This window comes from Shewanella chilikensis, assembly GCF_002836945.1.
In the GTDB taxonomy this organism is placed as follows: domain Bacteria; phylum Pseudomonadota; class Gammaproteobacteria; order Enterobacterales; family Shewanellaceae; genus Shewanella; species Shewanella chilikensis.
The window spans coordinates 1-25,453 of the sequence record NZ_NIJM01000029.1 but is presented as its reverse complement, the minus strand read 5'-3'; the positions used below and the strand labels follow the sequence as shown (position 1 = coordinate 25,453).

Annotated in this window: 20 protein-coding genes; 7 read left to right on the top strand and 13 right to left on the bottom strand. The window is 50.6% G+C overall.

Going from position 1 to position 25,453, the window contains the following annotated elements; all coding sequences use genetic code 11:
- Positions 1-6: 6 nt before the first annotated feature.
- Positions 7-1,407: an asparagine--tRNA ligase gene (asnS, locus tag CX651_RS12320; RefSeq protein ID WP_039035280.1), complete on the top strand. Its 1,401-nt coding sequence runs from the start codon at positions 7-9 to the stop codon at positions 1,405-1,407.
- 73 nt (positions 1,408-1,480) lie between these two features.
- Here the strand turns inward: asnS and CX651_RS12315 are convergent, their stop codons facing one another.
- Genes CX651_RS12315 through CX651_RS12300 form a run of 4 tightly spaced genes read right to left on the bottom strand, consistent with a single transcriptional unit; the run spans position 1,481 to position 6,670 of the window.
- Complete coding sequence (locus tag CX651_RS12315) at positions 1,481-2,188, bottom strand: ATP-binding cassette domain-containing protein (RefSeq protein ID WP_229839793.1); 708 nt, start codon at positions 2,186-2,188, stop codon at positions 1,481-1,483.
- Positions 2,185-4,065 carry an ABC transporter permease subunit gene (locus CX651_RS12310; RefSeq protein ID WP_101056291.1) on the bottom strand — a complete coding sequence of 627 codons (1,881 nt, stop codon included), beginning with the start codon at positions 4,063-4,065 and terminating at the stop codon, positions 2,185-2,187. The genes CX651_RS12315 and CX651_RS12310 overlap by 4 nt, the downstream gene beginning before the upstream one ends.
- Positions 4,062-5,123, bottom strand: a complete 1,062-nt coding sequence (locus tag CX651_RS12305) for an ABC transporter permease (protein WP_226563994.1) — start codon at positions 5,121-5,123, stop codon at positions 4,062-4,064. Before CX651_RS12305 ends, CX651_RS12310 begins: the two co-directional genes overlap by 4 nt.
- Positions 5,114-6,670: an ABC transporter substrate-binding protein gene (locus CX651_RS12300; protein ID WP_101056290.1), complete on the bottom strand. Its 1,557-nt coding sequence runs from the start codon at positions 6,668-6,670 to the stop codon at positions 5,114-5,116. The genes CX651_RS12305 and CX651_RS12300 overlap by 10 nt, the downstream gene beginning before the upstream one ends.
- A 592-nt stretch (positions 6,671-7,262) precedes the next feature.
- Here CX651_RS12300 and nikR point away from each other — a divergent pair.
- Positions 7,263-7,673, top strand: coding sequence for a nickel-responsive transcriptional regulator NikR (nikR, locus tag CX651_RS12295; RefSeq protein ID WP_101056289.1), 411 nt, complete (start codon positions 7,263-7,265; stop codon positions 7,671-7,673).
- A 156-nt stretch (positions 7,674-7,829) separates the two neighbouring features.
- On the opposite strand, the gene lpxM is transcribed toward nikR, so the two are convergent.
- The 4 genes from lpxM to pheS all read right to left on the bottom strand — a co-directional run bounded on the left by lpxM (position 7,830) and on the right by pheS (position 12,613).
- On the bottom strand, positions 7,830-8,783 hold the full coding sequence (gene lpxM / locus CX651_RS12290; RefSeq protein ID WP_101056288.1) for a lauroyl-Kdo(2)-lipid IV(A) myristoyltransferase: 954 nt from the start codon (positions 8,781-8,783) through the stop codon (positions 7,830-7,832).
- A gap of 146 nt (positions 8,784-8,929) precedes the next feature.
- Positions 8,930-9,226: an integration host factor subunit alpha gene (ihfA, locus tag CX651_RS12285; RefSeq protein WP_025009628.1), complete on the bottom strand. Its 297-nt coding sequence runs from the start codon at positions 9,224-9,226 to the stop codon at positions 8,930-8,932.
- 3 nt (positions 9,227-9,229) lie between these two features.
- A complete protein-coding gene (gene pheT / locus CX651_RS12280; RefSeq protein WP_101056287.1) occupies positions 9,230-11,617 on the bottom strand; it encodes a phenylalanine--tRNA ligase subunit beta in 2,388 nt (795 codons plus the stop codon).
- Positions 11,618-11,632: 15 nt separating this feature from the next.
- A complete protein-coding gene (pheS, locus tag CX651_RS12275) occupies positions 11,633-12,613 on the bottom strand; it encodes a phenylalanine--tRNA ligase subunit alpha (RefSeq protein WP_101056286.1) in 981 nt (326 codons plus the stop codon).
- A 365-nt stretch (positions 12,614-12,978) separates the two neighbouring features.
- On the opposite strand from pheS, the gene CX651_RS12270 reads away from it, so the two are divergent.
- Positions 12,979-14,727, top strand: a complete 1,749-nt coding sequence (locus CX651_RS12270) for a DEAD/DEAH box helicase (protein ID WP_101056309.1) — start codon at positions 12,979-12,981, stop codon at positions 14,725-14,727.
- 50 nt (positions 14,728-14,777) lie between these two features.
- Entirely contained in the window at positions 14,778-15,035 is a 258-nt protein-coding gene (locus CX651_RS12265; RefSeq protein ID WP_025009626.1) for a GrxA family glutaredoxin, read from the top strand.
- Between the two features lie 280 nt (positions 15,036-15,315).
- Here the strand turns inward: CX651_RS12265 and CX651_RS12255 are convergent, their stop codons facing one another.
- Complete coding sequence (locus CX651_RS12255) at positions 15,316-17,157, bottom strand: sensor histidine kinase (protein WP_167398140.1); 1,842 nt, start codon at positions 17,155-17,157, stop codon at positions 15,316-15,318.
- Positions 17,158-17,267: 110 nt separating this feature from the next.
- Positions 17,268-19,490 (bottom strand): GGDEF/EAL domain-containing response regulator, encoded by a 2,223-nt coding sequence (locus tag CX651_RS12250; RefSeq protein WP_101056283.1) that lies wholly within the window; start codon positions 19,488-19,490, stop codon positions 17,268-17,270.
- Between the two features lie 496 nt (positions 19,491-19,986).
- Here CX651_RS12250 and CX651_RS12245 point away from each other — a divergent pair, with 496 nt between their 5' ends.
- The gene (locus CX651_RS12245; RefSeq protein ID WP_101056282.1) at positions 19,987-20,502 is read left to right on the top strand and encodes a GNAT family N-acetyltransferase; all 516 of its coding nucleotides are present in this window, start codon (positions 19,987-19,989) and stop codon (positions 20,500-20,502) included.
- A complete protein-coding gene (locus CX651_RS12240; protein ID WP_101056281.1) occupies positions 20,499-20,984 on the top strand; it encodes a LabA-like NYN domain-containing protein in 486 nt (161 codons plus the stop codon). The genes CX651_RS12245 and CX651_RS12240 overlap by 4 nt, the downstream gene beginning before the upstream one ends.
- A 157-nt stretch (positions 20,985-21,141) precedes the next feature.
- On the opposite strand, the gene CX651_RS12235 is transcribed toward CX651_RS12240, so the two are convergent.
- Both CX651_RS12235 and CX651_RS12230 read right to left on the bottom strand, forming a co-directional pair.
- Positions 21,142-21,771, bottom strand: coding sequence for a DUF2987 domain-containing protein (locus tag CX651_RS12235; protein WP_101056280.1), 630 nt, complete (start codon positions 21,769-21,771; stop codon positions 21,142-21,144).
- On the bottom strand, positions 21,749-22,576 hold the full coding sequence (locus CX651_RS12230) for a glucosaminidase domain-containing protein (RefSeq protein ID WP_101056279.1): 828 nt from the start codon (positions 22,574-22,576) through the stop codon (positions 21,749-21,751). The genes CX651_RS12235 and CX651_RS12230 overlap by 23 nt, the downstream gene beginning before the upstream one ends.
- A gap of 150 nt (positions 22,577-22,726) precedes the next feature.
- On the opposite strand from CX651_RS12230, the gene yvcK reads away from it, so the two are divergent.
- Positions 22,727-23,629, top strand: a complete 903-nt coding sequence (gene yvcK, locus CX651_RS12225; RefSeq protein ID WP_101056278.1) for a uridine diphosphate-N-acetylglucosamine-binding protein YvcK — start codon at positions 22,727-22,729, stop codon at positions 23,627-23,629.
- A gap of 81 nt (positions 23,630-23,710) precedes the next feature.
- Here yvcK and CX651_RS12220 read toward each other — a convergent pair whose 3' ends face one another.
- Positions 23,711-24,904: an amino acid aminotransferase gene (locus CX651_RS12220; protein ID WP_101056277.1), complete on the bottom strand. Its 1,194-nt coding sequence runs from the start codon at positions 24,902-24,904 to the stop codon at positions 23,711-23,713.
- Positions 24,905-25,453 lie beyond the last annotated feature (549 nt).

The window sequence follows — 25,453 nt, the reverse complement described above, 5'->3', positions numbered from 1 at the left end:
GCAATAATGAGCATTGCATCTGTCGCATCTGTATTTAAAGGCGAGCATGCGGTCGGTTCACAGGTCACTGTACGTGGCTGGGTAAGAACCCGTCGTGATTCCAAGGCCGGCATCTCGTTTCTTGCCGTCTATGATGGTTCCTGTTTCGATCCTATCCAGGGCGTGGTGCCAAATAGCTTACCCAATTACAATGACGAAGTGCTGAAGCTCACTGCCGGCTGCTCCGTGATTGTCACAGGTGAAGTGGTTGAAAGCCCTGGCTCAGGCCAGGACTTTGAACTGCAAGTCACCCAAGTTGAAGTCACAGGTTGGGTGGAAGATCCTGATACCTATCCTATGGCGGCCAAGCGTCACTCGGTTGAACACCTGAGGGAACTGGCGCACCTGCGTCCACGTACCAACATCATCGGCGCAGTGGCCCGGGTCCGTAACTGCCTGTCACAGGCGATTCACCGCTTCTATCACGAAAACGGCTTCATCTGGGTCTCTACCCCGCTGATCACCGCCTCGGACTGTGAAGGCGCCGGTGAAATGTTCCGGGTGTCGACGCTGGACATGGAAAACCTGCCACGCACCGCCGATGGCAAGGTAAATTACGAAGAAGACTTCTTCGGTAAAGAGGCATTTTTGACCGTATCGGGTCAGCTCAACGGTGAAACCTACGCCTGTGCCCTGTCGAAGATTTACACCTTTGGCCCAACTTTCCGCGCCGAAAACTCCAACACCAGCCGCCACTTGGCCGAGTTCTGGATGGTTGAGCCGGAAGTGGCTTTTGCCGATCTGAACGACATTGCCGGTCTGGCAGAAGCCATGCTCAAGTACGCCTTCAAGGCGGTGCTGGAAGAGCGGATGGACGACCTGCAGTTCTTTGCCCAGCGCGTCGATAAAGGCGTGATTGAGCGTCTGGAGAACTTTGTCAGCAGTGACTTTGCCCAGGTGGATTACACTGATGCCGTTGAAATCCTCAAAAACTGCGGTAAGCAGTTTGAGTACGATGTCGAATGGGGCATAGATCTGCAATCCGAGCATGAGCGTTATCTGGCAGAAGTGCACTTCAAGGCTCCTGTGGTCGTGAAGAACTATCCAAAAGATATCAAGGCCTTCTACATGCGTCTCAACGAAGATGGCAAGACAGTGGCGGCGATGGACGTATTGGCCCCCGGCATTGGTGAGATTATCGGTGGTTCACAGCGTGAAGAGCGTTTGGACGTACTGGATATGCGCCTGGCCGAGATGAATCTCAACAAGGAAGATTACTGGTGGTATAGAGATCTGCGCCGTTACGGCACTGTGCCTCACTCAGGTTTCGGTCTGGGCTTCGAGCGTCTGGTGTCTTACGTTACCGGTGTGTCCAACATCCGCGATGTGATCCCCTTCCCTCGCGCCCCAAGAAGTGCCAACTTCTAACGAGTTCTTATCCCAAAAACGCGCTTTCGGGCGCGTTTTTTATTGGTTGAATATCAAGTTTGACTGTGGATTTTCACACCGGCTTAAAGGGCTGCACTCTGTCGCAAACCGCGCCAAGCAAAGGTTTGTCGTGGGAGATCACCAGCAGGGTCAACTGTTTATCACCGGCAATCTGCAGCAGTTGTTGCCAAAGCCTTTGCTGACTCACCATATCCAGCTGGGCCGTGATTTCATCACAGATAAGCAGCCGGGTTTCCGGCGCCACAGCCCTTAGAATATTGAGCCTTTGCAGCTCACCGCCGGAAAGGCCGCCGGGGCGTGATGCCAGCCAGCGCCTGAGTTCGGACTCGGCCACGCCGAGCATGGGCAAGAGATGAGCATAATCACGCCCCTGCCAACTCTCATTCAAGGATTGCGCCAGGGTCAACCTTGGGTTGAACGCCTGCTCCGGCTGCTGAATAACCCACTGAATGGGTGAAGGTCGGCCGCGAAACTGCCTGAGCGCCTGACTGCACTCAAGCTTTCCCGCCGCAAGCGGCATCAAGCCTGTGAGTATCGCCGCCATGGTGGACTTGCCGCAGCCACTGTCACCCCAGATCCCGAGAATTTCGGCGTGATTAATGGCTATATCAGGCAGCTCAATCACCTTGTGGCCCCGATAAGCCAAACCGCCACTAAGCGAGAGCAGCGGCGATAATGATGCAGAAGGCAAAAGCGCGCTTTCAAGCTCCAAAGCAGAGCCGGATTGAGCCGGTTTTGTTTGCAAAGAACTTAGACTCATGCGCGCCTCCGACAAGGCGAGTTGTTGAAACTCTCCAGGCTGTCACCATGGGGCTTTTGTTGACTAGCAGGTTGACTAGCGGGTTGGCCAGCGAATGGACTAGCAGACTGGTTATCGAGTCGGCTATTAAGTTGACTCTTGAGCTCGCTCTTTGGTTCAGCATCAGCCAAGCGACAGCTGCCTGCCGGCCAGTTTTCCGGCAATGCCGCCAGCAAGGTGTGACTATAGCAACCGTCACTATAGCAGCCGTCACTCTCACATTCATCTCCCGGCTTATGCCCGGCAATACTCGCCCGCAGACTGGCGCTATCCGTCACCTCGGCGAGCCGGCCGCGGCGCAGCAGATACAACTCGGCATCCAAGGCCAGCACGGCCCTGAGGTTATGACTGATAACCAGTACCGCCTTGGGGCTGGCGTCTAATCCCAATCGTAGCTGCAAGGCGCCGCTGGCAAAGTCGCTGAGTAAGGCGTAAAGCTCAGTGGCAGCAAGCTCATCCAGACCGCAACAAGGCTCATCGGCCAGCAATAGATCCGGCGCTTGCAATAGGGCCTGGGCCAATAATACCCGCCGGGCCATACCGCCGGAGAGCATGGGGGGATAAGCCGCCAGGATCTCCGCTGTAATACCCAGCTCGTCATACAGAGCCTGCCGGTAAGGGAGCATGGCATCATCACAGTACCAGTCGAGCAATTCGCTTATCTTAATGTTGGCGTCCAGCACCTGGGTACTCTGAGCGCAGAGCGCCGTCTTTTGTGGCCGCATCAAACCAGCGCATTGCATGGCTATGCCCTTTGGCAAACTGCCCATGATAGCCAGCGCCAGCAAGCTCTTACCGGCGCCGCTCTCACCGAGCACTGCGGTAACCTGTCCTGGAACCACCTCAATATTGAGCCCATCCAGCAAAGTTCTGCCACTGCTATCCTTGAGCGTTAAATCTGTCACTTGGGTATGAATGGCGACGACGGGTTTAACATCGCTTGAGGAAAGTAAATCACCTTTAGATCTCAAGGCATTGGTGCCCGGTAACTTAGGCGCAGCCATACCATCTCTGGCAAACTGGATCAGATTTTCGGCAAGCTTAGACAGCAGCAAAACAAAGCTCAGCAGCAAGATCCCGGGAAACAGCGCCAGCCACCATTGGCCAAGCAAGAGATAGCGATTGGCCTCAGCCAGCAGTTCGCCCATGGAGGGCGCATTGCTGTCGAGACCAAAACCAAGAAAGCTCAGCGCCGCGACATGAAGCAAGGCATGCGGAAACAAGTTGAGCCCGCCAATCAGCCACTGTGGCATGATGTGAGGCCATAAATGGCGCATGCGGGTGCTGAATCTGGAGCCGCCAAACCCCAGAGCCAAACTGACATAAGGCTGAGCCAGGATTTCATCCATTTCCAGTAAGAGTAAACGGGTCAGTCTCGGCCAATGACTCAAAGCCAGGGCCGCAATCACCCCATATTCCTGTCCGCCGAAGGCCAACGCCAGCAAGATCAGCAGCAACAGATGTGGCAGTGACATACAGAGATCGCAGCAAAGCAATACAGCTTGACGCCACTTGGAGCCGGTTTGCGCCAGCAAGGCCAGCAGCAGTGCCAGCGAGCTGCTGAGCAGTACCGCCAGTGCGCCTATCCACAGACTTTTGAGCATAGCCGCGCCGCTACGCTCGGCCATATCGCGCCCAAGCCAATCCGTCCCCATGAGATGAGTCCAGGATGGCCCCTGACTCTTGGCCAGCAGGTTAAGCTCACTGGCATGGTTGCCAAATAGCAGGCATAGTGCCGTCAGCAACAGAAGTCCGCACATCGGCCAAAACCAGATGGTGGCGTGACTGCCATCCTTGGCCTGAAGGCTTTTCAAATAGAGTCTTAAACCGCCCATCATGCCTGTACTCCAGAGGCATGAGCCGAAAGTCCACTGAGCCTGCCGCGCTGCAATCTGGCGCTGATAAGCTCGGCGGCCAGGTTACCGCAAAACACAAACAGCGCAGAAAACAGGGTGATCCCCATCAGCAAGGGCGCATCGTTGCCGAGTCCTGCCTTGACCAAGGCACTACCGAGTCCGGGGAAGTTGAACACGGTTTCGGCGAGAATAGAGCCGCCAAACAGCTCGGCAAAAGAAGCAAAGTGCAGCACTATCGCGGGCTTTAGACTATTGGCAAAGATATGCTTCTTGAATACCGCCAGACGACCTTTACCGTGACTTTGGGCATATCCCACATATTCGCTGTGGTAGAGATCCAGCACCTTTTCCCGGGTGTGCAGCACCAAGGGTGAGAGTTGGCTCAGCGTCAGGACAGTCAACGGCAAAGCGAGATGTAACAACATGCTGCCAAGGCTCTGCTCGGTAAAACTCAGCCCCAGCGGCGCAGCGCAGCACACGGGCGTCCAGGCCAGAGTGACAGAGAACAGGCTTATCATGATCATCGCCAACCAAAATGACGGAATGCTCGAAAGCAGCCAGGCAAAGCGTCGCAGCCAGCGATCGCAGAAACTCCCTTCGGTGATGGCACACAGTAGCCCCAGGCCATAACCAAGCAGCAGAGCCAACCCCCAGGAGAGCGCCATCAACAGCAAGGATAGCGGCAAGCGCTCGGCAATCACTTCGGAAACGCTCTGGCGAAACACCAGGCTCTGGCCCAGATCGCCACTCAGTAGCGCGGAAAAGTAACTGCTGATCTGCTGCCAAAGTCCTGTGTCCAACCCCAGCTCGCGGATCATCTGGGTGCGCTGGGCATCGGATACCGCCAGCAGATTACCGCCCAGGTAGTGAATTAAGGGATCGAGCGGCGACAAGGACAAGAGCACAAAGGCCAGCAAACAAGCAAACAGCAATAGCAGCGCCAGCCGCAGAGACCGCAAAAAAGCCCCCTGCCAGCAGACTGAAGACCAGTTTTGAGGTGCTATCGGCTTGTTGGCAGACAACATTGGTTTCATGGACATTGCCAGCGCCACTGGTTGATATTATTGGTGATCGGCCAGCCATGACCGTGAGGTTCCACCAAGGGTTGCCCCAAATCGAGACAAGGGTTGGCGGCATAGAGATGCTGCAGATTCACCAGCCAGCTCCAGGGCACGTCCCGACTTATCTGTTGCTGTGCCTGTTGCCAGAATGCAATCGCAGTTTCGACAGAGTCGGCCTCGCGAGCCTTTTCCAGCGCCTTATCGACCAGCGGGTTTTGATAGTAGCCGGAGTTGAAATAACCTTTGCCGGCATTGCGACTGTCGTAGATAAGCGCCATTTCATTGGCCGAAAGGCTGCCAAAACCAAAGAGCACCGGCGCCTGATGCATCACCCGATAGATATTTTCCCAGCTGTCCGCCTTGGGCTCCAGCTGGAATCCGGCCATTCTGGCCATCTGGGCACTGGCCAGCGCCAACTGCTCACGTATGCTGTCACCGGCCAGATAGTAGAGCGGGAATGTCAGCCGTTGCCCATCCTTTTCGCGAATGCCGTCCGCGCCAAGCAACCAACCGGCGTTGGCCAAGAGTTCTGACGCTTTCAGTAAACGCTGCTTCATCTGCCAATCAGCCCAACCTGGAGCCGCGCCGCCCCATGGCAAGTCATCAGCAATTGACCAGGCCGCTCTTGCGTAGCCCCCCAGCAGATTATCAACCAGTTGCTGGCGGTCGATGACCATATCGAAGGCTTGGCGCACCGCCAGTTCACTGGTGACCGGGTTATCTTCCGCTCGCATCGGCCAGGCAATGCCGCGGTTATCGACACTGGTTTGTGACCACAGGCGATAATTGCCCTGCGCCATCAAAGCATCGGCATATCTGGGCGCCAGCGCCGAGAGCTGCAATTGCCCGGTCCTGAGCATGGCAAAACGACTGTCTTCGTCGGCAAAGACGATGACCAATTTGTCGAAATAGGGTTTTTTCAGCAGCGGATGGTCGGGATCGGCACTCTGATATTTGGGGTTGGCTTCCAGGATCAGCTGCTGCCCCTTATCCCAGCGGCGCATTTTATAAGGCCCCGAGCCTATGGGATGCTGACCATAATCCGGGCCGTAACTGTCGCTCGGCACTATCGCGAGCTCAGCCAAGGTATCGATAAAGCCAATATCTGCCTGCTTAAGGGTGAATTCGACTTGCAGTTCAGACTTTTGTTCCACCTTGACCAAATTGGACAAGTCCTGCATACCGGCCGCTTTGCTGGCCTGCTCAAAAGTAAAGGCGACATCTTCTGAGTTAAGCGAACTGCCATCGCTGAAGACCAGATTGGGCCTCAAGGTTACTGTCCACTTGAGCCTGTCGGGGCTCAAGGTCCAATCGCTGGCGATATCACCGATAAACTCACCGCCACCAGAGCGGCGCAACAGGGCAGATTGAATGAGCGGATTATTGTAGCGCCCCCAACCTAGGATGGGGTCAAAGCCACCATCGGGCTCCGCGCCCAGCACCATGACCAAAGGCTCCGGGATAGCTTTCGCTATCAATTGGAAAGGCAAAGCTGCCGTCAACAGAGTAAACAGCACCAGTCCCATAGTTGATGTTGTCGACCTGAATACATGTTTTGACTGTGCAAGTTTCTCTAACCTTTGCAGATTGGAGCGGCAAATGGGTTTGCTCTTGGAATTGATATAAGCAGATGAAAACAACACCTGAAACTCCCGAACCTGGCTAAAATTTTAGACTCGTTGACGGATATGATGGCGGTTCCGTGGCAAAGTGATATTAGCTTGTATGTTGGTTTGCCAAGGAGAAGATCGCAATTCAAGTTCAGTGCATAACCAGATTATTTGAGCCGAACCGGAATTATTTATATAAGCTACAGATCCGGCCAATGGATACAGCAGGAAATGATAAAGCTCGCGTAATTGCTTAACTAGGCTTGTTTATTAAACGCCCACAAAGCATTTTCAGTGTTATGTTCGACTGGAACCTAACGCTACCCGCCGATGTTACTTATTTATTTTTAGTAACACTACCCCGATTCCTCTCAGTGTGACAGCACAAAAAACAGACAAAGATAAAAAGTTTGCGGTAGATCACACCCATTGAAAATGGAAAAGGACATTTTGTGGCAAAGCTTGTGTAAGCTCTACTAACCAATAGTGTTTTTCTGAAGAAACAGTCATGACAGATGAGACTCAACGTTTTACCGTATCCCTACCCCAATCACTGTTTGAAGAGATAGAAAATGATAGCCGCGAGCGAGGCTATCAATCCCGTTCAGAATATATTCGCGATCTGTTTCGCGACAGGATAGTTGATAAGCAATGGAACAACAGCAAAGAGGATGTTGTAGGTGTACTGACCTTGGTTTTCGATCATCATCAGAGAGGTTTGTCAGAAAAGCTGATTGAAATCCAGCACAATCATTTAGTACACGTGCTCTGCAGTACCCATGTCCACGTAGACCATCATAGGTGCCTGGAAACCATTATCCTCAAAGGTCAGGCTTTTGAAGTGAATAAGTTGGTCAATCAAATAGCAGCACTGAAAGGGGTTAATCTCGCGCGTTTAAGTCGTGCCGGAATTATCTGATATTGCATAGCGCCCACTGTCAAGCACACCTTCTTGTATTGCCTGCAAAGTCATTGCCATAAGCCACTATCCTGCTATGGCAATGACCGCATGAGACGCAAGTCTTAATGCAAATGCTGACGTTAAGTTCCTTGGTACTCCAAACCTATGTTGAACTCAATAGATAGACGGCATGCCTTCCGGGCGGGTACGCAGCACCTTAAGAAACCACATATATTGCTCGGGATAGGCGGTAATCACCTGCTCCACGGCCTTGTTTAATGCAATGGCCTCATTTTCCTTACCTTGCATCGACTCGGGGGCAATCGCCGGCATAACCGTCAAGCGAAAACACCTGGCTTGGTCGTCATAGCCAATTTTCACCGGCATCACCTGGGCGTTACCTGCCTGCGCCAAGCGGCCAACCACAGGCAAAGTAGCCTTGACTGTTCCTAAAAATGGCGCAAATACGCTCTGCTCCGGTCCCAAGTCTTCATCCGGCAGATAGAAGAAACTGTTGCCCTGTTTCAGCTCAGCCAACAAGGCCCGGATCCCGGCTTCACGCATATAGATATTGCCGCCTTGCGAGCTACGCATACGGTTATTGAACCAGTTGAACAATTCATTTCGATGCGCTTTGGCCATGGACACCATGGGCAAGTCCAAATTAAGTCTCAGACCGGCATACTCTATGCCCCAAACATGAGGCATGATAAAGATAATCGGCTGCCCGGCTTCACGGGCAGCCGCGATATGTTCTTCACCCTCGACCAGCACTCTTTTGCGAATATAAGCGCTTGGCATCAAAATCAGCTCAGATTGAGCCAGCAGCGTCATTACAAAAGCTTCGGTATTGCGTTCCAGCAACTGCTCGATTTCCAACTCACTCTTATCGGGGAAACAGGCTTTAAGGTTGGCTCTGGCTACACTTATCGGTTTATGGGCGACACGTTTAACCAAACGCGACAACCCGCGGGCAATAGGATCTCTAATGAGAGCCGGCAAGAGACCAAACAAAACCAGTACGCCAATCGCCAACCAACTACCCCAAAATCTGGGGTGCAGCAATGACCAACGGAAGCGCCTATCGAAGTATTTGCCTTTCTTAGGCTTGGAAGGTGTATTTGACAAGGTTTAACCCCTGGGTTTAATCCCAATGCAATGCCAAACCAGGCATTAAAAATGCGACACAACAGGGTAGAAGCACTTTCTATAGACACAAACAGGGAAGCCACCCACAGGAGCGGCTTCCCTGTTCTAAATTACTGACCGAGCAGTTATTTGCCTTTGTTAGCGGCTTCTACGCGACTCTTCAGTTTCTGTCCCGGACGGAATGTCACCACCCGACGGGCAGAAATTGGGATATCCTGACCTGTTTTGGGATTCCTTCCCGGTCTTTGATTCTTATCCCTAAGGTCAAAGTTGCCAAAGCCAGATAACTTGACCTGCTCACCATTTTCAAGCGCGGTTCGGATCTCTTCGAAAAACGCTTCAACCATCTCTTTTGCTACCCGCTTGTTAATGCCAAGCGTTTCAAAAAGATGCTCTGCCATTTCGGCCTTGGTAAGTGCCATACTTTAATCCCTCAACGATGCGTTGAACTCGGACTTGAGCGCAGAAACCACTGTATCAACCATCTCAGCAATCTCTTTTTCCTCAAGTGTACGAGCGTTATCTTGTAACGTAAGTGCGATCGCCAGACTCTTTTTGCCCTGCTCTACACCTTTACCTCGGTATACATCGAACAAGTTTAAGCCAACCAACTGATTTTCGCCAACTTTTCTTATCAGCGTCATCACTTCACCTGCGGCGACTTCTTCATCAACCACTATGGCGATATCGCGGCGATTGGCTGGAAACTTAGATACAGCCTGGGCTTGCGGCAATTTAGCCTGCAATAAAGCGTCCAATTCCAGCTCAAATACTATGGTTTTGCCATTCAGCCCAAAAGGCTTTTCGAGGCTGGGATGGACAGCACCTATATAGCCTATGACCCGATCATTTCTCAATATTTCAGCACATTGCCCCGGATGCATAGCCGGATGCTGCGCTCCTTTAAAACTAAATTCAGCTTCGGAAACTGTCAAGCCAATAATGGCTTCTAAATCACCTTTAAGATCGAAGAAATCAACGGTTTTCGACTCCATGCTCCAGTGTTCATCACTCTGAGGGCCGGCGATCACCGCGCCCAGCATGGTCTGTTGTCTTACGCCGGATTCTGCTTGTGCATCAGGAATAAAGCGTAAACCTGTCTCAAACAGGCGTACACGAGCCTGCTGACGAGCCTGGTTGTAACCCACGGCATTCAGCAATCCAGTGAACATGGACAGACGCATGGCCGACATTTCACTGGAAATCGGGTTAGGTAATACCATAGCTTCGCTTTCGGGGTGAACCAGTTTTTGCAACTTGGGATCCACAAAGCTGTAGGTGACGGCTTCCTGGAAACCCCGTGCCACCAACAAAGCTCTTACCCGGCTCAATTTCAGATCCGCTTCTTTATGATCTGTCATAAAGAGGCGCGCCAGTGGCGCCGTATTGGGGATATTGTTATAGCCGTATATGCGGGCAACTTCTTCGATAAGGTCTTCTTCAATTGCCATGTCGAAACGGTAAGTGGCGGTTTTCACCTGCCAGTCACTGCCCTGGTTTTCAACCTGGAAGCCCAAGCGGGTCAGAATTTGTTCAACATCTGTGTCATCGATATGATGTCCGAGCAATTTATCCAGTTTGCTGCGACGCAGTTTAATGTCGACAGCCTTTGGCAGATGCGCTTCGCTCTTGGCCTCAACCACAGGACCGGCTTCGCCGCCACAGATATCCAGCACCAAACGGGTGGCTCTATCCATAGCCTTATGCTGCAGCTCTGGGTCAACGCCGCGTTCAAAACGATGCGAAGAGTCGGTATGCAGTCCAAGACGACGGGCCTTGCCCATGATAGCCAGCGGCGCGAAGAACGCACACTCAAGCATGATATCGCGGGTTTGCTCGCTGACACCGGAAGCCTCACCACCGAAGACACCGGCCAGGGCCAATGCCTGGCTGTTATCGGCAATCACCAACGTATCTGCCGGTACGGTAATTTCGTTGCCATCGAGCAGAGTCAGTTTCTCTTCACCATTACCCAGGCGTACCTTGATGCCGCCGTCAATCTTATCCAGATCAAAAGCATGCATCGGCTGGCCGAACTCAACCAACACATAGTTGGTGATATCCACGATAGGATCTATCGAGCGAATACCGCTGCGGCGCAGTTTTTCCACCATCCAGTCAGGCGTTTGCGCCTTGACATTGACATTGCTGACCACCCGGCCCAAATATCTTGGGCAAGCTTCCGGGTTAGCGACCTCTATTTCAACTGTACGCTCACTACTGACGTTGGCAGCTTCCCAGCTTGGCTCGGTCACGTTAAGACGGTTGAGCACGCCCACTTCGCGGGCCAGTCCCACCATACCCAGGCAATCGGCGCGGTTGGCGGTCAGATCCACATCGATAATCACGTCATTGAGCTGCAGATATTCGCGAATGTCTGTACCAATAGGCGCGTCCAGCGGCAGCTCAATAATGCCGTCGCTTTCTATCTCTATGCCCAGCTCGCCATAAGAGCACAACATGCCATGTGAAGGCTGTCCACGCAGTTTGGCTTTCTTGATTTTGAAGTCACCGGGCAGCACGGCACCGACAACGGCCACAGCAACCTTGAGTCCCTGACGGCAGTTAGGGGCACCGCAAACAATATCCAGCAGTTCTTCGCCACCGACATTGACCTTGGTGACCCTTAGCTTGTCGGCATCCGGGTGTTGACCACATTCAACCACTTCACCCACTACCACGCCGGAAAAGTCACCGGCAACGGCAATGACGTCGTCCACTTCCAGGCCAGCCATGGTGATTTGATGAGTTAATTCGTCACGGCTAATCGCAGGGTTAACCCACTCACGAAGCCAGGATTCGCTGAATTTCATAATACTAAAGCTCCGTTATTTGAATTGCTTGAGAAAACGCAGGTCGTTTTCGAAGAAGGCACGCAGGTCGTTGACACCATAGCGCAACATGGCCAGACGCTCGACACCCATACCAAAAGCAAAACCGGAGTATTTATCAGGATCGACTCCCACACCACGGAGCACATTGGGGTGCACCATGCCGCAACCGAGCACTTCCAGCCAACCATTCTTGCCTTTTACATCCACTTCGGCAGACGGCTCAGTAAAGGGGAAGTATGAAGGACGGAAACGTATCTCCAAATCCTCTTCAAAGAAATTACGCAAGAAGTCGTGCAAAATGCCTTTCAGTTCGGCAAAGTTTACATTCTCGTCCACCAGCAGACCTTCCACTTGATGGAACATTGGCGTGTGGGTCATATCATAGTCATTACGATAGACACGGCCGGGAGAGATGATTCGCAACGGCGGCTTTTCCACTTCCATGGTGCGAATTTGCACCCCTGAAGTCTGGGTACGCAACACTAACTTGGGATTGAAGTAGAAAGTATCATGATCAGCCCGGGCTGGATGATGCTCAGGAATATTCAGAGCATCGAAGTTATGATAATCATCTTCGATTTCCGGCCCCTGTACGACACTAAAGCCCAACTCACCAAAAAAGCTTTCAATTCGTTCTATGGTACGGGTGACCGGATGTAAACCACCGTTGTCCAGGCGACGTCCCGGCAGGGTAACATCGATTTTCTCTGTCTGGAGCTTCTGCTCCAACTCGGCAGCTTTCAGCCCTTCAATGCGCTGATTAAGGAACTGCTGTACCTTTTGCTTGGCTTCGTTGACCTTCTGGCCGAAGGCGGGCTTTTCTTGTGGACTCAGGGTCGCCATCAACTTCATCATGTCGGTGATCTTGCCCTTCTTGCCAAGATAATCGACGCGGATGTCATCAAGGATTTTCAGATCACTGGCCCCTTCGATGGCGGCTAAGGCCTGTTCTACGATCTCAGTTAACTGCTGCATCTTCTCTTCCAGTGCATGCCGGCCCGTAGGCGGCGATTTTGGTGTCTGTTTGAATTAAAACAGTAAAAGAGTGGAATTTTACGTTAGCCACGGGTCTTTGACCAGTGGCGTGAGGTATTTTAGCAAATGAATTGCCTAGAAAAAGTGCTTTTTTTAACCATTGATGTCTTGAGCCGGACGAGCAGTAGTGCCCGAGAATAAAAAGTCGCCAATAAAGCCGGAAAACCACAGTACCCAGACGCGTCTGTGATAAGCTCGCCCCATGGTCAATTCCTCTTCGCAAGTCAGTGTCAACAGATAGTAAAAAGCCAGCAACTCAGAAAGCGACGACAAACACTCAGGCAGAAGATACCGCCAAGACCGGCATTCGCCTACGTGATTATCAGCAGCAAGCCGTAGATGCTGCGGTACGTTATTTCCGCGCTCAATCAGGCTCGGCTGTTATAGTGCTGCCCACTGGCGCCGGTAAGAGTTTGGTGATTGCTGAACTGGCTCGCATCGCCAAAGGCAAGGTACTGGTACTGACTCATGTCAAAGAGCTGGTCGCCCAAAACGCCGAAAAAGTTGCCCTATTAACCGATGAAGCCAGTATCTACTCGGCCGGCCTGAGGCAAAAGCTCACCCAAGGCAAAACCGTTGTCGCCAGCGTGCAATCCGCCGGGCGCAACCTGGAAGCCTTTGACAGCCACTACTCCCTGGTGGTCATAGACGAGTGTCACAGAGTGAGCCTTGAGCAGGACGGCCAGTATCAGCAACTGCTTGAACACCTCAAATCCCATAACCCCAAACTTAAGCTGCTGGGGTTGACGGCCACCCCTTATCGCCTTGGACTGGGTTTTATTTATCGCCGCCACTATCACGGCCGGGTCGGTAATCCCGACCGAGGGATTTTCGATGACTGCATCTTTGAGTTGCCCTTAAGGCCCCTAATTAAACAAGGCTATCTGACGCCGCCCAGGCTTTACGATGGCCTGAGCGCTCAGTATGACTTCAGCAGCCTGCCGAGTAACAGCAATGGGGAGTACGATGAGGCTAAGGTCGATGCCCTGCTCAGTCACAGTGGCCGCGCGACCAAGGCCATTGTTAACCAACTAAGGCAACTGGCCAACACCCGCAAGGGAGTGATTATTTTTGCCGCCACTGTGCGTCACGCCGAAGAAGTGTTAACGCTGCTGGCTGACGAACAGGCAGCGCTCATCACAGCGACCACTGAGATGCAACAAAGGGATGCCATCATCCGTGCCTTTAAGGCTCAGGAACTTAAGTTTCTGGTCAATGTGGCCGTGCTCACAACCGGGTTTGATGCGCCCCATGTGGACCTTATTGCCATCATGCGGCCCACGGCATCTGTGAGCCTGTTTCAACAGATGGTTGGCCGCGGCCTGAGGCTGGCCGAAGGCAAACAGGACTGCCTGGTCATAGATTATGCCGCCAGCGGCTTTGATCTCTTCTATCCCGAGGTTGGCACTCCCAAGCCCGCTGCAAACTCGGTGCCGGTACAGGTTCCCTGCCCCGAGTGCGGTTTTGCCAATATCTTCTGGGGCAAGACGGATGAGGATGGCGACATCATCGAGCACTTCGGCCGCCGCTGCCAGGGACTGTTACAGGACAATAGTCAATGCAGTTATCGCTATCGCGCCAAGTCATGCCCGGATTGCGGCGCCGAAAACGATATCGCCGCCAAGATTTGCCACCAGTGCCAATCGACTCTGGTCGACCCGGACAAACGCCTCAAAGAGGTGTTGTCAAAACAGCATCACCACCTGTTCAAGGTGCAGCAAATGTTGCTGCACGCCGAAGAGGGGCGCCTAAGAGTTCAGTATCTGGATTATGACGGCAATGACTTCAACCAGTATTTTAAAATGGAAACCAGTGCTCAACGCCGGGCACTGTTTGCTTGTTTTATCCATCCCCACAGTAAAACTCCTGGGCTGAAACTGCCGAAATACAGTCAACCACAACAACTGGTCGATGACGCGGCGCGGTTTCGGGCACCGGATATGCTGCTGCTGAAAAAACAAGCGCGACGCTGGGATTTATTACAATCTTTCTTTGATTATCAAGGCAGGTTTCAAACCGAAAAATCATTCTTGGGATCAAGCAACTTAGCATAGGCCTTTAAGCTGTGGTATAACTGCTGCAAATCAAGTCCATGGGAGTCAATATGTTTGTAGTTATTTTCGGTCGTCCAGGTTGCCCATATTGTGTACGTGCAGTGCAACTTTCTGAGCAACTGGCAGAAAAACGTGATGATTTCAAGTTTAAGTATGTCGATATTCACGCCGAAGGCATCACCAAGGCCGACCTGGAAAAAACCGTAGGCAAGCCGGTTGAGACTGTGCCACAGATCTTTGTCGACAAAGAGCACGTTGGCGGCTGCACAGAGTTTGAAGCCTACGTCAGAGAAAACAACCTGCTTTAATCCAAGTTAAACTTCTCCATCAAGGACGATACCTTTTGTGCTCAATAGAAACGGTATCGTCCTGCATCCAACCTTGTCTGCCTCAACCCTACCTCGATCGAACAACACTTCAACAGCCAAACCGTTAAGCCAACCCACTGCGAGTGACCCCGCGATTATGTATGCCCGTTTCGTTACACAGGGTGTTGTCAGTATGTTCCTTACCAAGGAGTAGATAGACACCAATTTTGTTTTTAAAGCACTCTCAAGCGCTATAAATCTCGACATCTATGCGGTTTGTTCAGGAAGCCATACTCCCGTTAGCCGCCTTTTCCGATTTGCCATCGACCTGCTCAAGCGGCAACAACAAAATCATCGAAGTACCTATACCATTGACTCCTCTTGAAATCCGCACACTTCCCCCCAATACTTCAGTGGTCAAATGATGCACTATATGCAGGCCAAGCCCGGTGCCGCCGCTATTGCGCTTGGTGGTATAAAAGGGATCAAACACTCGCTGACAATCCTGCTCTTCAATCCCTACACCATTATCCATCACACAGATCTCAACCTTATGCTGAAGTTTACGGGCACAGATATGGATCTCTCCCCGCTCAGTATCTTCAAAAGCATGTATGAGTGCATTGTGCACCAAATTCTGAAGTACCTGACCCAAAGGTCCGGGATAACTGTGCATATGGATATCCGAGGGAATATCAGTGGTCAGCTTATGATGACTGTGCTTCCACTGACCATGATTCAGCGCCAGAATGTCCGTCACCAACTCATGCAACCAAAAGGCTTGCCGGTCAGCATTAGCTCTGTCGGCAGCTACCTGACGAAACTGTTGAATGAGTAGCGCCGAGCGTTTGAGGTTGCGTTCAGCCAGGGTCAAACCTTCCTCCTGGTATTGAATAAATTCCTCCAGTTGCGAGCGTTTGATAGTACCGTTGTGATAATCCCGCATGAGTTCACCTAGCCTGTCATTCAGTGCGGTGACACACAGCATTGCCGCACCAATAGGTGTATTGAGTTCGTGAGCTACCCCGGCCACCATCAACCCCAAGGATGATAATTTCTCGGTACGAACCAACTCCTGCTGCGATGTCTTCAACTGAGCCAACGTCATTGCCAGCGCCGCGTTACTTTGCTGTAACTCATGAGCCTTGTCTTCCAAACGCAGGTTGGAGCGCGCTAAAAACGCCCCCAGCAAAGTCATGCATAAAAAAACTACTGCACCAACACCGGCATAAAGCCGTTGTAGTCTGGCTTGAATGAGCAGTGGCTGTTCATCATGAGATAGGGCGTAAAGCATGGGGACCTTGCTGTCACCATTCAGTATTGGCGCCACACGGGAGAAAGTCCACATCCCGGTTTCATCGATGAACTGCCCCTGTGGTTCCTCTTGTATACGCCGCCAAACTTCAGGATGAATAACTGCCAGACGCTGTTCAGGAGCGTCGAACATAAAGCCCCACTCTCTGTGACCCAAAGTTGACAGCAACCAATAGCCTTCAGCGTTCAACAACATAGTCTTACCGGATTGGCGCAAACGTTCGAGTAAACCACTGCCATCCAGATTCAATAGTGCCAGCCCGAGTGCCTTGCCGTTGCTGTCCATTACCTTGGTAGCAGCACGTAAGGTAGGTCGATAGGGGATCTCTATTTTACCGGCTTCGATATTGAGATCAAAAGGAGAATAATAAACCGCCCCCGAAGCCAAGCGCTTGGCCTCAATGACATAATAACGCGATGATTTATCCTGTAATGCATCAGCAGCGACAACTCGCCTTTGATTATCTATATAGTCAACCCTCACCCGCTCAACGCCGGAATTTCCAATCCAGCGCACTTGCATATAGCTGGGATAGGCGCTGCTGAAGTCAACAAATAGACGCTGCAATAGTTCCAGCTGTTCAGTCTCACCGAGCCTGTTATCTGCTAATACCGATGCGATCATCTGTGATAGTAAACTGACGTCCTGATGAACTCTGGTAAGTGTAGCGCTGAGTACCAGAGTATCTCTGTCTACCAACTCCTGCTGGGCATAACGCACCTGATCTATCTGCCATTGGGAGGCATAGTGATACATAAGCCAGCTACCCAGTGGCACCAGTAACCACCAGGGCAGCAAATAACTCACCCAAGTCAGCCAAGAATTTCGCCTTGTTCGTCCTGAAGATACGCCCTCAGAGTTCAGCGGTGCCATTAAAGCTTGTTCGGGCAACTCTATCGACATTAGCAAGATTCCATTCAGCGATTATTGAGCCACTGCAATAACTCATCCAATGGCATGGCCTTTCCATACAACCATCCTTGACCTATGTGGCAACCATGTTCTCTGAGCCAATTAGCCTGGCTGTGAGTCTCAACCCCTTCGGCAACAACCGAAATATTCAGTCGCCTTCCCAGTTCAATAATCATTGATGCCAGGAAGCGACTACGTTCATCTTCATCCAACCTGGCGACAAAAGTCATATCAATCTTCAGGTGATCGGCCGGCAGTTGCAGCAAATATTCGAGTGATGAAAGCCCGGTGCCGAAGTCATCTATCGCCACTGTGCCTCCCGAAGTTCGGTGACGCTGGAGAATATTGGCTACCTGTTGAAAAGACTGCATCATAGCGGTTTCAGTGACTTCCAAACACAGCCGGCTCACCTCTACCCCGGCCAGACGACATTGTTGTTTGAGCCTCTCTAAAACATCCGGCTTATCCAGTTGCCGGGCTGAATAATTGACGCTGATAAGAATGTCGCTAAACCCTGCCAGATCCAGTGCATGCACAGCCTGACAGGACAAAGCAACCACTATGTCGCCTATCCCGTGAATGTAGGACGACTGTTCTGCCAGCGGAATAAAGGTGCCGGGTGGCACCATACCCTCTTCGGTCTGCCAGCGTAATAAAGCCTCAACCCCAACAACCTCACCAGTATTGAGGTCGATCTGTGGCTGATAATGCAACACAAACTCCTGACGTTGAATGGCGCTGTGTAAACGCTGCATCAACTTAAACCTGTGGGCGGCTTGATGTTCAAATTCAGGATCAAACGCCTGTATGCTTCCAGGGCCTCGAGACTTGGCATTCCTCAGCCCTGTTCCGGCTGTTCGTAATAACTCCGCGGGATCCTGCCCACGACTGATAGCCAAAGAGACTTCCGTCATGCAGGCGGTGAGAATATGGCGACTATTATCAATTTCAAAGGGCGCGCCAAACACCTCTTGGGCCCTGTCAATATTGACCTGTTCTTTATGGCCGATAATGGCAAACAGATCCGAGTGCAATCTTCCTATGACTATCGGTTGAGGAAATGCCTCCTGTAACCTTTGAGCCACAGCCTGTAATACCTGATTGCCAAATACACAGCCAAATAAATTGTTAAGCCCGGAAAAATGATCGAGATCCAATAGCAGCAGATTATGGGCATCAGCGCTGGACATAGCCTGCAACCTGGACAATTCACGCAGCAGGGCACTGCGGTTGGGAATTCTCAACAACTCATCCAGATACGCCACTTTATCGAGCCGGCTAATCAAGGCTACATTGCCAAAGCCTTTGGAAACATTGGCCGCAAAAACTTTAAGCAACTCCATCTCTGTATCATCCAGCGTGCGGTTGGTAGCCACATAGATGGCAAACTCAGCCAGTGCTGCCGATTTAGGGAAGAATAGCACCTGGCTTTCATCGGTACTGACAAAACGCTTTTCCCTGAGTGCCTGCTCAACCATGGATTGAATAGTCGGATCCGGCAATTCCCTCAATGCACGATTAATATACTGACGAAAGCGACCACTACAGGCTATGGTTAGGGGTTCGTAGATCTCCCGACCTGAGCTATCCACTGTGTGAGGGCCGCGATTAACACAAACCAAGCCTTCGTCGGCGACATTGATAAGATTAGCAATTTCACTCAAAGTAACCGAGGCTATTTGCGTAAGCGTTCTCAGCCCCAACAAACGATTGCTGGACTCCACAATGAGCTGCAAACCACGACGAGCAGAAGAAATTGTCTTGAGATGATGATAATTACGTACTGCACCTGTGAGTATGTTGCGTATCCCACGGTTGGCGAGCTCTGACTTGAGCACATAATCAGACAAGTCATAGTCCTGCATCACAGATTCGACCGGAGCCATTCCTGGCTGGCCGGTCAAGAGTACAAAACGGGTATCGGATATTCCCAGCAAATCCCGCACGGCTTTGACTAACCTGAGACCGGCATCTTCGGTTTCCATCACGACATCAACCAACACCACAGCAAAGTCGGCATCTTTTCCCAATAGACTGGATGCCTCTGCCATACTGTAGGCTTGTATGAGTTCAAGGGGACGCCCCATCAAGGTCATTTTATTAATGGCAAAACTCAGCGAATTCTGGAATTTGACATCATCATCCACCGCCAAGATACGCCACATGGTATCGCGTTGATGAGTTTCTTCCGGTGATGTTTCAGATGAAAACAGTAAATCATCTAGCATAGTTACTAATCCCTCAGTCACTTTGTCCGCACTTGCTTTAGGACAAAACCCCACAGGAGACCATTTCCCCTGCCCGGTATTCAGCACTGTTTAGCTCTCGGTTTAGTTCTTCCCGAGTGTACAATCCAGCTCATTCGATGCTAAGGCTGTTATAGTTCAATGCGGCATTAAGCCCTTTTCAATACAGTACGCTATGTTTGATTTAAAGTGTAATCCACTTTTGCCTTAGTGCCGGTTAACCATCGGAATAACAGTGTAAATTTTTCATCTGCGGCGCAGGCCTTTGACTCAACAGCTTCAAATGGCTGTCAAACACCCATCAGCTTGTAAACAAAGGAGAAGCAAAGCAACACTCTGAGCGCCTTATCATTTTTTTATTCAACCTACTTTGTTATTCTGCATATTATTTTGAATTTTTAGCCTGGCCTGCGAGTCAATAAAAGCAGCAAAACCCGTTAAATCCCCTCTTTTGTCCAGCCATCCACAAGGAAGTCATATGATCCGCGCATTTACCATGGAAGACATGCCAGCTGTATTGAAGATCTGGCTAACAGCCTCTATCGACGCACATCATTTTATTGCCGCAAAATTTTGGCAAGAGCAGTTGAATGACATGCGTCTATTTTATATTCCTGCGGCAGAAAACTATCTCTATCAGCATGGTACCCAAGTGCTTGGCTTCTACTCTCTCTATGAGAACAAGTTGGCGGCGTTATTTGTTAAACCCGAAATGCAGGGGTTAGGGATCGGCGGTAATTTACTTGAACATGCCAGGCAACAAAGAGAGCAACTGACGTTAAACGTCTATTGTGACAACCAAGCCAGTGTCAATTTTTACCGGCACAAGGGCGCTGTAATAATCGGCGAACAAATCTGTCCTCATACAGGTCACAAAGAGTACAAAATGCAACTAACAGGTTTAAAAGGCTTAAGTGCTCACACAAAAAAGAGCTTTTCCCTCGCCATAGCTAAAGGGAGACAGAGTTCAGAAGATAAGGAACATAAACAATGAAAGATCAGCCTAGCAGAGTGCTTCTCTTGGCCGATGTTCAAAACATCTACTACACCACCAGACAAGCTTTCGGGCGAAACCTGGACTACAACCGGCTTTGGTCCAAAGTCACTGATCAGAAACAATTGGTTAGAGCATTTGCCTACGCTATAGATAGAGGTGATAAAAAACAGCGCGAGTTTCAAAATATCCTACGGGCCATTGGCTTTGAGGTGAAGTTGAAGCCCTTTATCCAACGCGCTGATGGTACAGCCAAAGGTGATTGGGATGTGGGAATAACCATAGATGCACTGGAATATGCCGATGCTGTGGACATTGTGGTACTGGTGTCCGGGGACGGTGATTTTGCCTTGTTGGCCGAAAAACTACGTCAAAAAGGCAAACGAGTTGAAATCTATTCCGTTACTGAATTAACCTCGTTGAGCCTACTCAATGCGGCCAGCGACTACTGTCCCATTGACGACGATTTGTTACTCAAATAAAAAAGAGCAAAAAACGGGCAGATAAATAGCTTGAATATTGGCAGTAAGCTAGAGCTAGTCTCAAGTTGCCGGGCAACTGGACCGTCAGCAAACTGCCAGCAACATCATTCCAAATGATAGCCTGCCTTTGAAACTCATCCTAATAAAAAGCAAGTAGTTAGTTGTCTGGCATGACCCATGGACTGATCACTGCAGGAGCCGAGTCAAATTTCAATACTTCAATTTGACTGATCTCCTCATTACTGAGCTCGTGGCGTTTACCGATCGTTTGATAGCGCCCATCAAGCCAAGCACCATTTTCACTGCCGATAAATTCAATATTAAGACCTGAAATAGGCTTGGCAAAATACTTCATCGGAAATCCTTGCATTTGCTTCAGGGCTTCATTCATTTGATTGCTGATGTTTCTCAGTTCATCGCCACTGTACTCCTGTTTGGGAGTACGAACCCTGAGCTGCATGCCAATGCCGCAGCCTTGCCCCTCTCCTGCCAACTCAAGGTTAATCAAAGCTCTGGCACTCTTGAGTTTTTCATCGAAAGGAATAAACAACCTCTGACTGGCATCAAATGTCAGAGGAAAGCGTTCAGTTTCTGTGCTGATACTGCCATTTTTTAATTGACAGTTTTGAGTTTCAGGAACCGTAAAAGCCAGATCGATAAGCGGATAATTGCCTTTATTCATCACTTTCATCCGCGCGTAAAAGTCGGCATAGTTCAAAGACACCTGACTGGCCATCAAAGAGGGGGACAGCAATAATAGCGTACTAAACAGCAGTTTTTTCGACATGGTTCTCCACCAAATATTCTTCGTTATGACGCAGCATATCCAATAATTCGTCAATGTAGGCTTCCTGGCGTTCTGAATAATTCACCAAGCCGTAAACCAACTTCTCTGCAGTAAGGGGTTCCTGTTGACTACGCAGATCAGCGCGTATGGAACGAAACAAAGAATAGGCAGCGTTAGAATTGAGATTACGCATATAAGAAGCTACAGAGTCATCGACCGATTTAAATACGGCCACTTCATGGGACATGCCTTCAGAGCGCGACTGCGGAACCAAACCACAACCTTTCTTGAAACACCACTGACCGAAAAAATTGAGTCCTTCACGGGCAAACCGAGAGCTGCCCCAGCCGGTTTCATTGGCTGCCTGGATAAGCACCATAGATTCCGGGATCACATCAACCCGACGCAGTAATTTATTGATGCTGTCGCTATCGATAGCACGCATGGCATATTGATACTTTTCTGCCAGACGCTGAATACGATATTGCTCGGCATCATTGAGCTGATGCTGGTTTTGCAAGTGCTTTTGCACCTGTTCGAGAAATTTACGCTCCTCGGCGATAATGCTATTTTGCTTTTGCACCGCCGGACGCAAGAAGTCAAAAAACGCCTGTTTCTTATCGCTGACATTACCTATGCTGCTGAAATCTGGGATCAAGCTGATACCCAATTGGTTCTTTATCAGTGGCGCTGAAGTCTGCTCGGCGGTTTTCAAACTGGGTATCAGGTACACCCTAAGTGCCAATACTGACAGTATTACCAAAGCCAAAGCCAGGGTAAATGAGCCAAGTTTTCCGGTTTTCAATCAGTCTTTCCTTTTGCCGGTTACCCAAAAGTGAAGGGGAAAATTTCCGCGCATTATATGTCAGATATCACTTTTCACAAAATAGCTCTCTGACTCTTATGCAGCACTGGTGTAGAATGTTCAAGTTAAAAGCGACGGCAAGGATCAGCTATGCAAAGGCAGTTATTCAGTCAATATCAGCAAGTTGTTGCTATTGGTGGAGGCCATGGATTAGGAAGAGTCCTATCATCCCTGGCTTTTCTGGGCGATCGACTAACAGGCATAGTTGCGACCACAGATAACGGTGGCAGCACAGGCAGATTAAGAAACAGTAATGACTGTATCGCCTGGGGCGATCTGCGTAATTGTCTCAGCCAATTGGCGCATAAACCCTCAGTCGGTTCCTTATTGTTCGAGTACAGGTTTGATAGTCAGGATGAACTCTGTGGCCATAACCTGGGCAACCTTATCCTGACTGCGTTGGATCAACTCTGTGTCAGGCCCCTTGAGGCTATAAATCTTATCCGCGGCCTACTTAAAATAGACACCCGCCTATATCCCATGTCTGAACACCCTACCCACTTACTGGCGCTTGACGCCTCAGGGAGCAAAGTGTTCGGTGAGCTGGAAGTCGACAGCATGGCTGAGCGTCCGGTGGCGATGAGTCTTGAACCTATGGTTCGGGCCACAGAGGAAGCGGTAGCGGCGTTGACAGCTGCCGAACTGATAATTTTAAGCCCGGGCAGTTTTCTCACCAGCTTGATGCCACCTTTGTTATTGCCAGAACTGGCAACAGCGATTAAAAGCAGTCAAGCCAGAGTGGTATTTATCGATAATCTGAAACCTGAGGCGTCAGTGGCAGGCGAACTCAGTCTCAATGCCAAACTGGATTGGTGCCAGCAACTAATAGGCCCGGGGCGTATTGATGCTGTGCTGTGTCATGGCCAGCCATATCAGGACGAATTGATTTATCGCTCGCTGCTAGCCGACCCAATCCAGAGTGGCTGCCACGACAGAGACGCCTTGGTCAACGCGCTGGTGCAAGCTCTGCAGCCGAAGAAACTCATTGCCTAAATCAAATTAACGGTTAATGGAGGATAAGTAAAAAGGACAGCCGCAGCTGTCCTTTTTAAGCGTGGATAAAATCCAACAGGCTTAGAGCACCTTGGCTATCGCCTTGCAGATAACGGGCATATTGGTCTTGGTCATCCCGGCAACACTGATACGGCCAGAGCCGACAATGTAGACGCCGAACTCATCTTTAAGCCTGGCAACTTGTTCCTTGTTGAGGCCAGAGAAGCTGAACATACCGTTTTGACGAGAAATGAAGCTGAAGTCGCGATCGACGCCTTCGGCCTTGAGGCTCTCAACGAACAGGGTTCTCATGCTGGCTATGCGCTGGCGCATTTCAGTCAGCTCTTGCTGCCACAGGGCATTCAGTTCACCGTCATTAAGAATAGTGCTGACAATCATGGCGCCATGAGCCGGCGGGTTGGAGTAGTTGGCACGAATGGTGCGCTTAACCTGACTGAAAGCCCGTGCAGCGCACTCACTGTCTTTGGCCACCAGAGTCACGGCACCGATACGCTCATTATAAAGCCCGAAGTTTTTCGAGAAAGAGTTGGCAACCAGCAGCTCAGGCACCATGGCGGCAACGGCTCTGAGCCCTTGGGCATCTTCTTCAATTCCAGTGCCAAAGCCCTGATAGGCAAAGTCAAACAGGGGGACAAGGCCCTTTTCGGCACACAGTTTGGCAACTTGTTGCCATTGATTGATATTCAGATCGATACCGGTCGGGTTGTGGCAACAGCCGTGCAGCAGCACAAGATCCCCCTCACTCGCCTGTTGCAGATCTGTCATCATAGCATCGAAGTCGAGATCATGGGTTTCTGCCTGATAATAGCTGTACTCTTTGATCTCAAGCCCGGCGGTTTCAAAGATGTTCTTATGATTGGCCCAGGTTGGGTTGCTGATCCAGATAGTTTTACTGTCTGTATTGCTAAGGACAAACTCCGCAGCGACCCGCAATGAGCCTGTACCTCCCGGAGCCTGAGCCGTTACTGCCCGGCCAGCGGCGATTATGGCGCTATCTTTACCGAATAGCAGTTGTTGAACCGCTTGGTTATACAGGGCAACCCCTTCGATACCGAGATAGCTCTTGGTCTTTTCCTCTTCGAGCAACTTGGCCTCTGCCAACTTGACCGACTTGAGTACCGGGGTCTGGCCAGCCTCATCCTTATAGATGCCAACACCCAGGTTGACTTTATCCGTGCGGGGATCGGCTTTAAAAGCCTCAGTTAAACCAAGAATGGGATCGGCCGGCGCGGCGGTAATCTGAGAAAAAATCATGACAGCTTTCCTGTAATTGGACATGTAGGGACAAATCGGCTCCATTTATACCATTGTCCTCTCCCAGGTTATAGTCTCCTTGGCAGATTCTGAGTCATTTAATTTATTACTTGAAGGATATTCACTCAAAAACCGGATTTACCATGGATATGATAAGAAAATAGCTAGCTGATTGAGTGGAAGCTGCAGTAACACCAACTTAGAACCATAATCAAAAACTGTAACCTCTGTAATCCAGCCCCTGTAGTGGTCGAGTTGAATTGGTCATTATCAATCTAGGTGGGAAAATATGCTGGGACTGCCCCGTAGCTAGGGCTATAAACCCAGCAATCCCCTGAAATCTCCCCAAACAACACCAAACGAATAACAATCATCAAAACTGAGATACGAAAAAGCCCGCCTGTTTACACAAGCGGGCTTCTCTGAATATGGCAAAGGAGCAGGGATTTCAACCCTGGATGACGGCGCGAGAAAGCCAGCAATCCGCTAACCGCCTATACCAGGCTAATCGCTATCATCAAAACTGAGATGCGAAAAAGCCCGCCTGTT